The sequence below is a fragment of the Methylobacterium sp. AC315 genome (assembly GCF_979253755.1).
Window position 1 is genome coordinate 184,094 of the sequence record NZ_CEEDEA010000008.1, and the last position, 12,377, is coordinate 196,470.

The following is a 12,377-nucleotide window of genomic DNA, read 5'->3' on the forward strand; positions in this document are numbered from 1 at the left end:
GGCAGCCATGGTCTACAGCGTCGATCTCACCGTGATCTGGGCGTTCGTGATCGCCTTCGCGGTCTTCGCCTACATCGTCATGGACGGCTTCGATCTCGGCATCGGGATCCTGTTCCCGGCCCTGCGGCCGGGGCCCGAGCGCGACACCGCGATGAACTCGGTCGCCCCGGTCTGGGACGGCAACGAGACCTGGCTGGTGCTGGGCGGCGGCGGGCTGTTCGCGGCCTTCCCGCTGGCCTACGCGGTGATCCTGCCGGCGCTCTACGCGCCGATCATCGCGATGCTGCTCGGGCTGATCTTCCGGGGCGTGGCGTTCGAGTTCCGCTGGCGCGATCCCGGCCACCGGGCGGCCTGGGATGTCGCCTTCACGGGCGGCTCGCTGGTGGCGGCGCTCGCCCAGGGGATCGCGCTCGGCGCGCTGCTGCAGGGCATCGCGGTCGAGGGCCGGGCCTATGCCGGCGGCTGGTGGGACTGGCTGACGCCGTTCAGCCTGCTGGTCGGCGCGAGCCTGGTGATCGCGTACGCGCTCCTCGGGGCGACCTGGCTGGTGATGCGCACGGAGGGGCTGCTCCAGCTCCAGGCCCGCCGCCTGGCCCTGCGCCTCACCGTCGCCACGGTGGCGGCGATCGCCCTGGTCAGCGCCGCGACGCCGTTCCTGCAGGGCCGCTACTTCGAGCGCTGGCTGGCGATGCCGAACGTGCTCGTCACCGCGCAGGTGCCGCTGCTCGTGGCGCTGGCCGCCGTCGCCCTGTGGCGGACCCTGCAGGGCGGCGGCGAGCGGGCCCCGTTCCTGATCGCGCTCGGCCTGTTCGCCCTCTCGTTCCTGGGGCTGGGGATCAGCATCTTCCCCGACGTGGTGCCGGGCCGGATCACGATCTGGCAGGCCGCCGCCCCCGCGTCGAGCCAGATGTTCATGCTGGTCGGCGCCTCGGTCCTGATCCCGATCATCCTGATCTACACCGCGTATTCGTACTGGGTGTTCCGCGGCAAGGTCGACGCGCACGGGTATCACTGATGGAGCCTGCAACCCCGCCGCCCCTGTGGACGCGCCTCGCCTGGTTCGTCGCGCTCTGGGCCGGGAGCATCCTCGGCCTCGGGGCCGTCGCGACGCTCCTCCGGTTCTGGCTCAAGAGCTGATAAGCCGGCCTCACGCCTCCATCGAACGCGCTCGCCTCCGTCGAACCGGTCTCCACGTCGGCGGCGCGCGCTCCGAACCCCCGCCTCGAACCCCCGCCCGCTTTGGGGGCTCACCGTCCGACGGATCGCCGCCGTGCACCTGCCTCCCCTGGTCCAGACCTTCGTGCTGCATTTCGGCGAGATGGGGTCTCGCTGGGGCATCAACCGGACCGTGGGGCAGATCTACGCCCTGCTGTTCGTGGCCGAGCGCCCGCTCAACGCCGACGAGATGGTGGAGCGGCTGGGCGTCTCCCGCTCCAACGTCAGCATGGGGCTCAAGGAGCTGCAGGCCTGGAACCTGGTGCGGCTGCTGCACGTGCCCGGCGACCGGCGGGACTATTTTGCCACCCCGGAGGACATCTGGCAGATCGTCCGCACCCTGGTCGAGGAGCGCAAGAAGCGCGAGATCGACCCGACCCTGACCCTGCTGCGCGAGTTGCTGATGCAGGAGGCCGAATCCGAGGTCGAGCGCCACGCGCAAGGCCGGCTCCGGGAGATGCACGACCTGTTCGAGCTCTTCGCGGGCTGGTACGCCGACGTCCGCCGCCTCGACACCGAGCGCCTGGTGCAACTCCTCACCCTCGGCGCCAAGGTGCAAAAGGTGCTGGCCATGAAGGACCGCCTGACCGGCCTCCCCGGCCGCCTCGGGGGGCGGGGCGGCCGGGTGGAGTGAGGGGGCGTTCCGAGCGGAGCCTGAAGGGTCCCGCGCTCGGCGAACGGTGCGCCGCGAGGGCACGGCAGGCGATACGGGAGCGGTATCGCAATCCCTCGGGACCGGGCTGTACCGCCGCATAGCGAGCTGCCGCCTGCCGCGCGCTCGCGTGATCCCCGCCGCGCGTAGGCCTGTTCAGAACCTGACCGTGAAGGCGCCCTTTGCGGCATGGTCCTGGGCTCTGGCGCCGATCTGGCCGGTGTAGGACACGCCGAGCGAGGCCGCCGGGGTGAGCAGCACCGACAGGCCGGCCTCGGCCACCAGGGCGTCGCGGTCGATCGGCAGGCCCGCGCTCACGAACCGGGCGCCGGTGCCCCGGAACGCCAGCATCGCGCTCGGCACGACGTCGCCGAAGGTGCGCCGGTAGCCGGCGAGCGCGTGCACCGACACCGGCAGCGCCGCCTCCGGATCGAGCTGGCCTTCCGCGCGCACCCCCGCGGTCGCGGTCGGCAGCAGGCTGGCGCGGGCCGACCCCGTCAGCGCCGCCGCCCCGCCCTGCTCGGCGAAGCGGTCGCGCTCCAGCGCCACCGCCCCGGCGCCGACGAACGGCTCCAGCACCGCGCCGGCGCCGAGCGCCATCCGGTAGCCGGCCTCGCCAAAACCCTGGACGCTGCGCCCGCCGGTGCGCGCGCTCGGCGTGTCGGTCAGGCCCGGGAACGCCACGACCCGGCGCAGCCGCGCCGGCTCGTCGGCCGCCAGCGCGCAGAACCGCACCACCGCCGGACCCGCCTCCAGGCTGCCGTAGATGCCGCCGAACGTGCTCGCCAGCGTCCCGGTCTGGACCTGGCCGGGGCTGGCGAGATCGGTCTCGACATGGCCGCCGACCACGCCGAGCCGCAGCCCGCCGAGGCCGAGCCCGTCCAGGCGCGCGTCCACGCCCATCAAGAACCCGGCGCTCCGGCGCGACAGGGCGGCGGCGTTGGCGTCGGCCCGGACGTGGCCGAGGCTGCCCAGCCCCTGGCCCCACAGGCTCACGACCCGCGGGTCGAACACCCGCGCCGGGACCGCCACCGGCTCCACCGGCTCCCCGGGCCGGTCGGCGGTGTAGGCGGCCGGCAGGCTGCCGTAGTCGCGCGCCTCCGGGGCGGCCCCCCAGCGCAGCCGGTCGAGCACCGCCTCGCGAGTGAGGCCGGCATTGGCGAAGGCGGTCGAGGCCAGGCTGGCATGGGCGTCGCCCGCCAGCCCGGCGAACGCCGCCCGGGCCTGGGGCGCCGACAGGGTCGCGACCGCGTCGTACAGGACAGAGCCGACCGCCCCGGCCTGCACGGCCGTGGCGGTCGCGCGCTGGTTGTGGCTCTGGGCGACCGCGGCGAAGTCGAGGTCGTTGCGCGCGAGCGTCAGGGTCACGGCGTTCGGCTCGTAGCCGAGGAACGGGGTCAGGAACGCGAAGCTGCTCGACACCCCGGCGAACCGGCCCTGGACGCCGCCGGCGGCGCTCAGGATGGTGTAGCGGGTGCGCGCGGACCACGGGCCGGCGCCGGCCACCGCCTCGACCCGGGCGCCCGCCACCGTGGCGCTGCCGCCGACCGCAACGCGGTCGGCGCGGCCGTCGGCGGTGGCGTCGACCCGGTAGACCGAGCCGGGCGCCAGGGTGAGGCTGCCGGCGACGGTGATGCGCCCGAGGGGGCTCGATCCGGTACCGGGGCTGAGGAGGCTGCCGGCGCCGAGGCTCAGGCTGCCGAACCAGCCGTCGCCGGTGAGCCGGCTGCCCGAACCGACCGTGAGCGCGGCGTTGGGCAGGGCGCCGGTGACCGCGAGGTCGCCGCCCAGCACGCTGATCGGCCCCGAGAGGGTGTTGAGCCCGGACAGCGTCAGGGTGCCGGCGCCGACCTTGGTCAGGCTGGTCGGGCTGCCGCCGTCGACGATCTGCCCGGCATAGTCGGACGCGCTGCCGTCGGTGCCGACCGTGAGCCGGCCGTTGCCGAGCGTGGCGGTGGCGGTGGTGCCGGTGAGCGAGCCCACCGTCAGGGCGGTGCCGCCGAGGTCGAACGCGCCGTCGTTGGCGAGCCGGGCGATGCCGGTGGTGGGGCCGGTGAGCGCGATCACCGCGCCGGGGGCGTTGCTCACCGGCCCGGCGAGCACGCCGGCGGCCTGGACGGCGCCGGTGTTGGTGAGCCCGCCGGTGAGGCTGCCGGTGGTGACCAGGGTGCCGGCGTTGGCGAACGGGGCCGAGACGGTGGTGAAGCGGCCGGTGTTGATCAGGGTGCCGCCCGGGGCGTTGACCGCGTCGGCGGTGTAGGCGCCGGCGTTGACCAGGCGGCCGGTGTTGACGAGGTCGTCGACCACGCTGCCCTGGGCCGCGACGGTGAGCAGGCCGGCATTGGCGACGCGGCCGGCGACGAGGCGGCCGCCGTCGGCGATCGCGACGGTGCCGGCGTTGGTGAGGCCGCCGGCCAGGGCGTAGCGGCCGGAGACGGTCAGGCTGGCGCCGGCGGCGTTGGCGAAGCCGGCATCCGAGGAGACCGGCCCGGTGACGGCGAGCTGCCCGGCGTTGCGGATGGCGCCGTCGAGCGTGCCCCCGGTGGCGGTGAGGCTGCCGGTGTTGGTGATCCCGCCCGCGATCGTGCCGCTGGTGAGCGCGGAGCCGGCGTTGGTGAGGCCGCCCGTGAGGCTGCCGGCATGGGTGAGCGTGGTGCCGGCCAGGGTGACCACCGGCGAGACCAGGCTGGCGCTGGCGGTGAGGTTGAGCCCGCCGGCGGCCACGGTGGTCAGGCCGGTGAAGCTGTGGGCCCCGGTGAGCGTGAGGGTGCCGGCGCCGCGCTGGACCAGGTCGCCGGTGCCCGAGACGGTGCCCGCGAAGGTGACGGCGTCGGCGCGGTCGAACGCCAGGGTGCCGGCGTTGGCGACGTCGCCGACGAGGCTGCCCGTGGTGCCGCCGGCGCCGACCTGCAGGGTCCCGGCCGCGATGGTGGTGCCGCCGGTGTAGGTGTTGGCGCCCGCCAGGGTGAGCGTGCCGGCGCCGGCCTTGGTCAGTCCGCCGGTGCCGTCGAGGGTCCCGGCGAAGGTGGTGGAGGAGCCGTCGCCGCCGGCGGTGAGGCGGGCGGATCCGAGCGCGACGCGGCCCTGACCGGCGAGCGAGCCGACGGTCTCGCCGTCGGCGAGCGCCAGGGTGGCGCCGGCGCCGATGAGCACGGCGCTGCGGTCGCCGATGGCATGGCCGCCGCGGGCCAGGAGGGTGCCGGCCGCGATGGTGGTGGCGCCGGCATAGGTGTTGGTGCCCGAGAGCGCGAGCGTTCCGGCGCCGAGCTTGGCCAGCCCGCCGGCTCCGGTGAGCGATTGGGTGAGGGTGAAGGTGTTGGCCGGGTCGGCGATGTCGAGCCCGCCGCCGCCGTTCGCCCAGGTGATCGGGCGTGAGGTGGCGGTGAAGCCGGTGCCGGTCACCTGCAGGACGCCGCCGTCGAAGCTGAGCGGGGCGGCGGCGGCGCCGAGGCTGGCGTCGCGGGCGACCGAGAGCGTGCCGCCGGCCAGGGTGGTGCCGCCGGAATAGGTGTTGGTGCCGGTGAGTGTGAGCGTGCCACCGCCGCGCTTGATCAGGCTGCCGCGGGTCGGGATCGACGCGAAGGAGGCGACTCGCGTGGTCTCGACCTGGACCTCGGTCTGCCAATCTGTGGCGATACCGGCGGCGACCTTGGTGAAGTCGGCGCGGCTCAGCCCCACGATATAGCGGGCCAAGCGGTTGCCGATGTTGACGCGCGCGTAAGCTAAGTTCGGATCGGAGAGCGGCCAGGCCCAGCCGATCCCGTTCGTCTCGACGAAGGCGGTCACGACTTTGCTGCCGACGGGGCTCGCGTCGCTCGCCTTGAGGGCGTCGAGGATGGCTGGCAGACTGCCGCTGCGGAACGCCGTGACGACGCCGACGAGGGCGGACCAGGTCTCCGGCAGGGAGGCCTGCAGGGCGGGAAGCGTGAGCTTCGGATCCATGGCGGCCTTGCGCGCCGGCCAAGCCGCGGCCTCGGCGTCGTTCTCCTGCTTGCGCTGGATCAGCGCGTCCTCGGAGATGTCGTTGGACCACGTGTCGCTGGTGCCGGTGGGAAGGTTGGCAGCGACGGGACCGAGGAACTGCCCAGGTCCTTTCATGGCCTTGTTCAGGTCGATCACGCCCCAGCCCCAGATCGCGTTGGGAGCGTTGGGGTTGGCGTCCGCGACGCCGTCGACCGCATTGCGATGGTAGGCGGTGGTGAGCAGGACGTCGCGGACCTGCTGGTTGGTCATGTACGGGTAGCGCTGCATGATCACCGCGAGCGCGCCGGTGGCATGCGGCGCGGCCATCGAGGTGCCGCTTACCGTCGTATAGCCAGTCTGGTGCCGAGCATTGACACCCCATTGGCTGGGGTTCCATGCGGCACCCTGCGTATAGGGAGGTGTCGCACTAGTTATCCCACTTCCTGGCGCCACAACGTACCAATATTTATCGACTCCGGCTTTGTTTGAGTACCAAGCAATAGATAGACTGTTTGGATCATATTTATTTCTGTCAGATTGCTGCAACGCTCCAACGGCTAACCAGCGGCTTTCCAGCGCCGGCCTAAAGTAGGGTAACGAGGCTCGAATATCAGAATTTGTGAAGGATGTATTTCCTGCGATCACAACTTGTATAACATTATATCTCTGCGTAACCTCGTCCATTGCGTCGAGGAGAGATTTCCCCCCTGCAAACGTCGCGTAGGCACGCATCATTCCGGCTGTCGTATTATAGTTGTCTTGTAGAGGCGGGTCGCCCCAGGATGTATTTATAGCGCGGGCTCCCGTAAGTGCCACAGATTCGTAAGCGTTTTTAAAATAACTGTAATCGATATTAAAGCCATGCCTTGTGAAATCGATTGTTGCTGTGTCAGCAACATAAACTTTGGCATCGAACGCAACGCCGTGCATTCCAACGCCGTCGCGGGAAGCCGCGATCGTGCCGCTCACATGCGTTCCATGCGGATCGTTGTAGACGGGGTTGTACGTGCCCGGAACGGTGTAAGGCTGCCCCTTCGTAAAGGTATTCCACGATGGTGAATTGGCTTGCGGTCGCCCGTAAACATCCATGAGGAAGAAGCCGCTCGACCCGAATGTTCCTGTCAATGTGACAGGTTTGACCCGGCCATCCGCGAATTCAGGGTGTGCATTGTAGATACCTGAATCGACCACCCCGACGGTGACGCCCAGGCCGGTATAGCCCGCCGCGTAGGCATCGGCCGCATGGATCGCCTCCAAGCCCCAATCCGCCCGGTACTCCGTCGTGCGCCAGCTCGCCGGGTCGGTGCTGGCCAAGCTCTGGGCGAGGGCATGGTGCGAGACCGAGGCACCCAAGGCCGTGAGACCGAGGGTTGAACGGTAAAGTGCAGTCGCGATCAAGCGCCGACACTTAGATCCGTTCCGTGAAGTGCTATCGACGTACGTGTGTCTACGCATCTTGACCGCTCAGTGTCCGGTGCAAAAGGGAAACAACGTCGCTTATTTTCCGCCGTAGATCGTCTTTGTCGAAAGTTAAGGCGTTAAAATGAGCGAATCCACGCAGGTTAGTTTCGAAAAAAGGGGATGCAAGTGGAGCGTTGTTTTTGAAAAAGACGCGATGCGTGATCAATAACCGTGTTGATATAGAATGATCATCGAAATCTGTTCGGCATGTCTGAATGCTGTCGCCGGCAAAATTTCTAAAGTGGCATGTTTATTGCTTGTATCTGCGGGCATGGCGGGGCGCGCAGGGCGCTTCCGCCCGTTGAACAGATGCGGTTTCCGAGCGCCGTGTGACCCGAATGCCACGGCGTGGCGCACCGGTTGGCGGGCGATGCATGTGCGCGTGCCGGGGCAACCCGATGGCTCCCGCTGCTGGACGGCGGCACGGGACCGCTCGGCGGCCAACGCGAGGGGGCCGCTCCGACGATCCGGCCGCCGTCGGCATGACGAAACACGGTCGCGGTGTGAGGCCCGGAGCGCGGAAGCGCCTCAATCGGCAACGCGTCGAGCATGGGTCAGCCGGGGGCTGGCGCCGTCACGGCGTCCGCAGCGCCCGAAGAGGGGCCAGGGCGGCGAGCGCCGACATGAAGACCGGCATCGGGTCGGTCGAAGGTTCTGCCCTGGTCGCGGTGTCGCCGACGAGCCCCGCTTCAGCCTGCGATCAGATGCGGCACGAACCGTGCCCGGTCCGTGGTGATGCGGCGTGGCCCCTCGCGCAGACAGAGGCCGGAGGGCTCGTCCCCGACGATCCAACTGCCGACGAGCGCGTGGCGGCCCTCGAAGGCGGGGAGTTCCGCCAGCGCCTGCCGCACGAAGCCTTCGCGTCCGTAGGGGCCCGCGTCGCGCTCCAGGAGCACGCCGTCGCGCACGAGCAGGATGTTGGCGCCCTCGCGCGAGACGAGCGGTTTCTTCGCGAAGGAGGTGCCCAGGGCCGCCTTGCCGGGATCGTCCTCGAAGTAGGTCGGAAGCAGGTTCGGGTGGCCGGGCGCCATCGCCCACAGATGGGCGAGCAGGCCCTTGTTGGAGAGCACGGCCTTCCACGGCGGTTCGACGAAGCGGGTGGGCGAAGCGCCGATTGCCGGGCCGAACGCGTCGGCGAGCAGCCATTCCCAGGGGTAGAGCTTGAACAGGGCGGCCAGCGGCCGGCCTGCGGCGTCGAGGAACCGCCCGTCCTCGGACAGGCCGACCGCCTCCAGCGGCACGAACGGCGCCGCGAGCCCGGCCTGCACGGCGCAATCCTGCAGGTAGGCCACCGTGCCCCTGTCCTCCGGCGCGTCGGGATAGCACGTGAACGCCAGGGTGCCGGGGAGCCCCATGGCGGCGAGGCGGGCGATCAGCCGCTCGTGGAGCGCGTTGAACTGGTCCGCCCCCGCGGGCAGGCGTCCCCGCGCGAGACCGTCCTCCAGCCAGAGCCACTGGAACACGGCGCTCTCGTAGAGGGCGGTCGGCGTGTCGGCGTTGTATTCGAGGAGCTTGGCCGGTCCGGTGCCGGCCCCGCCGTAACAGAAGTCCATCCGCCCGTAGAGGGAAGGGTCGCGCCGCCGGAAACTGTCCGCGATGGCGTCCCAGGCGTGCTCGGGGATCGCCAGGGAGGCGAGGATCGCACCGTCCGACACGGCCCGGTCGGCGAAGGCGAGGCACAGGGCGTGGAGCTCGCGCGTGGGCGCCTCGATGTCGTCCTCGACCTCGGCCAGGGTGAAGGCGTAGTAGGCGCTCTCGTCCCAGTAGGGTTCGTCGTCGAAGGTGTGGAAGGCGAAGCCGGCCCGCGCCGCGTGATCGCGCCAATCGGGACGCTCCGGGATGGGCACGCGGCGCATCAGCCGCCTCCGAACCCGCCCGAGCGGCTGCCGGCCGAAGCGATCGCCCGCCCGGTCCCACCGAACCCGCCCTGGGACACCATCCGCGGTACGGACGCCGTCGTGCGCGCCACGCTGGACGCGACGCGGGTCGCCGGACGGCCCGCCGCGGCGTAGACCCGGCCGCCCGAACCGGTGCAGTAGCCGCCTCCGCCGCGGCTGCCTCCGCCGGCCGCCTGGGTCTCCTCCGCGTGCCGGTAGAGCGGCTGGGCCGGCAGGCCTTGCTCCAGCGTGCGCCCGATCATGTAGCCGGCCATCAGGGGCACGAAAGAGCCGGCTGCGTCCGGAGCGACCGTCTCTCCCGCCACGCAGCCGTCCGGACCGTGATGCGCCCGGCACGCCTCCGCGGTGGGGTAGCGCGGCGCTGTCGTGGAATAGGCGGCCTGGGCGGCCGCATAATCGGTCGTGCAGGCCTCCTCCGTGCGAAGCCCCTGGCCGATGCAGGCGGACAGGCTGTCGTACACCAGGGCGTCCTCCTCCTTCTGGGAGGGATCCAGCCAGCCCAGTCCGAGCGCCGCCGCTCCGGCCCCGGTGACCAGGACGAGGGAGATCGCGGCCGAGCGCTTGCGCCGGCGGCTCTCGCCAGGGTCTTCTGCGGGCCCGACCGTGCGCGCGTCCGCCATCTCAGGCGGTCATCGAGGCGGCATTCACGAGGCCGCCCGCGAAGGACGCCGCGCCGAGGAGCACCGCGGCGGCCATCCGCCCGTCCTCGATGCGCCGCGACAGATCCGGCACCGCGAGGCGCACGAGCCAGTAGATCAGGATCTGCACGACGAGGGCGACGAGGCCCCAGACGATGCAATCGAGGATGGACTGGGCGTTGTAGATCGCCACCGAGAGCGGCAACGCGAAGCCGACGAGGCTGAAGCCCAGCGCCACCGCGGCCGCGGCCACGTCCCGCCGGATCAGCGCGAGCTCATTGTGGGCGGTGGCGAGCGTGTAGACGAGAAGGTAGAGGCCGATCAGTCCCCCAGCCGTCACGAGGTAGAGCAGGAAGGCGGGCAGACCCGAGATGGAGGTCATGCCCAAAGCCCTTCGGCGGGACCCGGCGCGGACCAGGGTGATGCGTCGGTCGGGTCGCCCATGGAGCCGTATCCGTCGAGGTTTCGCTCAGCCGCTCCGCAGGGCGTAGCATGCAGGCAGGAACGGTCACAATCGCGGGGCGGCAACCGCCGCTATGGGGCTGGACGATCGGCAGCGCGGCGTGTTCCCCGCCCACGCCGCCAGGTCAGACCGATGCGGACGCCGCCCCAAACCACACCCGCCACCAGCGTGAGGGCCATCAAGGGCAGCATCGCGACGACGACCCAGCCCATGAGCGCCATCAGCGTCAGGGGTAGACCGAGATCGATCCCGGCGATCACGCACGGATGGACGTCGTTCTCGCTCAACGTGCAGCCGGCCCCATTGCCCACGGCCAACGCGATGGCAAACGGTAGGGCGGGCAGCCAGACGGCGAGGCCGAGGCCGATCAGGACGCGGTCCACACTGCGCATCACAAGCATCGCCTCGCGACGGGTCGAACCGGAACCGAGCCGCCCGGCGGGATCGGCTTCACGCTGACGGGCGCGGACTTCGCAGGCCGGATGGCGGGCTTAGAGCAGACGCGGGCTTACCCCGCTGCCCCCTCCACGCCCCCTCCACGGCTTCTCAGCGCGGAGGGGTGAGATCCGGTAGCCATCCCGCACCCGCACCCTCGTCGGGAGGGCACGCGTCGTGACGGTGCGCCGGCACGGAACCGGCGCGCGAGCCGATTGACGGCGGGTACGAGGGTCACCGGCGCTTCGTCAGGCTGAAGATCGCGAAACCGGCCAATGCGGCGAGGCCCAGGGCGAAAGAGCGGTTGCCGTGCACGAAGTCGGCCGCCTGTTCCCCGGCCTGCCGGAGGTCGTTGCCCAGCGGCGATCCGGTCAAGATACGCTCGGCCCGTGCCTTGTTCTCTTCGCGCGTGTTGATCGAGACCTCAAACCCGTCGCCATGCCGCTCGATGTCGATGCTGTTGCGGGCAAACCCGGCACGGGCCAGGCGGTCTCGCGCCGATCGAGCGGCCTTCAGGGAAGGGACCGTTACCGAAGCCAGGGTGCTGTCCATCATCATGTTCTCCACGCCGCGCGGCGTACCGCGTCGGTGCCGACCGCGCTCTTCGGAAAGCAAACCCCCTGCGGCCGTTCAGGTTCGCGACGCCGCGACCCGGTGTCGAAGCCAAGCCGCAGGTGCCGCGCCCCGAGGGCCCACCGGAGGCCGGCACGCACCGCGAAGCCCGCGCGGGGGGCTCGCAGCCCGCCGATCTGATGCGGGTCTCGACGCGCCCGGCCCACGCCGCGCGCCCGATACGGATGAGCCCGGCGGCGGCCCGGAGTTCGCCCGGCCTCGCGCCGAGGCGCGTCGCTCCCTGGCACCGCGGGTGCAATCCGGGCCGCGTCTCGAAACAGATCGGGGGCCGCCCCAGGTGGACGCAAGACCGTATCCGGACGGATCGAACGCCGTGTCGAATCGCTGCGTTACGGTTTCCGGCCGAGCGGGATCGGAAGAGCGTGGAGGCGGCGCGTCCATCCCGGTCTGGGGCCAACACCCACTCGATCCGGACAGGTCCGGGTTCCTGGACGAGGCTGCGGCCAACCCGGGCCTGGCGCTCCGCCTGCGGGTGGCTCCGCACGGTGAACACGCCCGGATGGCCGCGCCGTCCGGTCCCTGGCAGACCATCGCGGTCTCGGCCGGGCTGCCTGCTGGCCGTCTCGCCGCCACCGCGCGCCGACAGGCCGACGTCCGGCGCTGGCTTCCGCAGCCACGTGGAAGAGATCCCGGATCCGGCCCCGGAAGGCGGCGCCCCGCTGCTGCCCGGGCGCGCTCATCCGCCAGAGCCGAAACCGTGAGCTGGCGAACCGGGAGGCCGATGTGTCCCTTAAACCACAGCGTGTGTAACGTTATTGCATTCTGTCGTTGAGGCATTGACCCCCGGGGGCGCGGTGGCGAGTATCGGGCGGCCAAGGTTCCCGCGGGCTTCGGTCCGCGGGCGAAGATGGGAATTCGGTGCGCTCGTACGGGCAAGGCCGAAGCTGCCCCCGCAACTGTAAGCGGTGAGTCCCTGCCGCCCGTGGTCACTGATGCGTCGCATCGGGAAGACCAGGCCGGGATCGTGACCCGCGAGCCAGGAGACCTGCCTCGGCGTGACGACGACCCTCGGGCGGGGT

At 71.0% G+C, this 12,377-nt stretch carries 9 protein-coding genes and 1 riboswitch; of the genes, 3 read left to right on the forward strand and 6 right to left on the reverse strand.

All coding sequences use genetic code 11. The features are described from left to right. The first annotated feature begins 7 nt into the window (after positions 1-7). From cydB to AC0IY0_RS15985, 3 genes are all read left to right on the forward strand, one after another. A complete protein-coding gene (gene cydB, locus AC0IY0_RS15975) occupies positions 8-1,015 on the forward strand; it encodes a cytochrome d ubiquinol oxidase subunit II (RefSeq protein ID WP_471764555.1) in 1,008 nt (335 codons plus the stop codon). Next, on the forward strand, positions 1,015-1,137 hold the full coding sequence (locus AC0IY0_RS15980) for a DUF2474 family protein (protein WP_419830932.1): 123 nt from the start codon (positions 1,015-1,017) through the stop codon (positions 1,135-1,137). The genes cydB and AC0IY0_RS15980 overlap by 1 nt, the downstream gene beginning before the upstream one ends. A gap of 133 nt (positions 1,138-1,270) precedes the next feature. Next, positions 1,271-1,849 carry a GbsR/MarR family transcriptional regulator gene (locus AC0IY0_RS15985; RefSeq protein ID WP_147856216.1) on the forward strand — a complete coding sequence of 193 codons (579 nt, stop codon included), beginning with the start codon at positions 1,271-1,273 and terminating at the stop codon, positions 1,847-1,849. Positions 1,850-2,023: 174 nt separating this feature from the next. Here AC0IY0_RS15985 and AC0IY0_RS15990 read toward each other — a convergent pair whose 3' ends face one another. The 6 genes from AC0IY0_RS15990 to AC0IY0_RS16015 form a co-directional block, all read right to left on the reverse strand. Next, entirely contained in the window at positions 2,024-7,285 is a 5,262-nt protein-coding gene (locus AC0IY0_RS15990; protein WP_471764557.1) for a S8 family serine peptidase, read from the reverse strand. A 695-nt stretch (positions 7,286-7,980) separates the two neighbouring features. Further along, complete coding sequence (locus AC0IY0_RS15995; protein ID WP_471764559.1) at positions 7,981-9,147, reverse strand: glutathionylspermidine synthase family protein; 1,167 nt, start codon at positions 9,145-9,147, stop codon at positions 7,981-7,983. After that, on the reverse strand, positions 9,147-9,809 hold the full coding sequence (locus AC0IY0_RS16000; protein ID WP_471764561.1) for a DUF1190 domain-containing protein: 663 nt from the start codon (positions 9,807-9,809) through the stop codon (positions 9,147-9,149). Before AC0IY0_RS16000 ends, AC0IY0_RS15995 begins: the two co-directional genes overlap by 1 nt. 1 nt (position 9,810) lies before the next feature. After that, positions 9,811-10,209 carry a DUF350 domain-containing protein gene (locus AC0IY0_RS16005; protein ID WP_147909894.1) on the reverse strand — a complete coding sequence of 133 codons (399 nt, stop codon included), beginning with the start codon at positions 10,207-10,209 and terminating at the stop codon, positions 9,811-9,813. A gap of 152 nt (positions 10,210-10,361) precedes the next feature. Further along, positions 10,362-10,682, reverse strand: a complete 321-nt coding sequence (locus AC0IY0_RS16010) for a hypothetical protein (protein WP_147909893.1) — start codon at positions 10,680-10,682, stop codon at positions 10,362-10,364. 277 nt (positions 10,683-10,959) lie between these two features. Then, positions 10,960-11,277, reverse strand: coding sequence for a hypothetical protein (locus AC0IY0_RS16015; RefSeq protein WP_419830927.1), 318 nt, complete (start codon positions 11,275-11,277; stop codon positions 10,960-10,962). 879 nt (positions 11,278-12,156) lie between these two features. Next, positions 12,157-12,365, forward strand: a riboswitch (cobalamin riboswitch). The last annotated feature ends 12 nt before the right edge of the window (positions 12,366-12,377 follow it).

What these genes read in the sequence shown, in the direction of transcription:
- cydB (WP_471764555.1), top strand. Translation starts at nt 8, where the DNA reads ATGGTCTACAGCGTCGATCTCACCGTGATCTGGGCGTTCGTGATCGCC.
- AC0IY0_RS15980 (WP_419830932.1), top strand. Translation starts at nt 1,015, where the DNA reads ATGGAGCCTGCAACCCCGCCGCCCCTGTGGACGCGCCTCGCCTGGTTC.
- AC0IY0_RS15990 (WP_471764557.1), bottom strand. Translation starts at nt 7,285, where the DNA reads ATGCGTAGACACACGTACGTCGATAGCACTTCACGGAACGGATCTAAG.
- AC0IY0_RS15995 (WP_471764559.1), bottom strand. Translation starts at nt 9,147, where the DNA reads ATGCGCCGCGTGCCCATCCCGGAGCGTCCCGATTGGCGCGATCACGCG.
- AC0IY0_RS16000 (WP_471764561.1), bottom strand. Translation starts at nt 9,809, where the DNA reads ATGGCGGACGCGCGCACGGTCGGGCCCGCAGAAGACCCTGGCGAGAGC.
- AC0IY0_RS16005 (WP_147909894.1), bottom strand. Translation starts at nt 10,209, where the DNA reads ATGACCTCCATCTCGGGTCTGCCCGCCTTCCTGCTCTACCTCGTGACG.
- AC0IY0_RS16010 (WP_147909893.1), bottom strand. Translation starts at nt 10,682, where the DNA reads ATGCGCAGTGTGGACCGCGTCCTGATCGGCCTCGGCCTCGCCGTCTGG.
- AC0IY0_RS16015 (WP_419830927.1), bottom strand. Translation starts at nt 11,277, where the DNA reads ATGGACAGCACCCTGGCTTCGGTAACGGTCCCTTCCCTGAAGGCCGCT.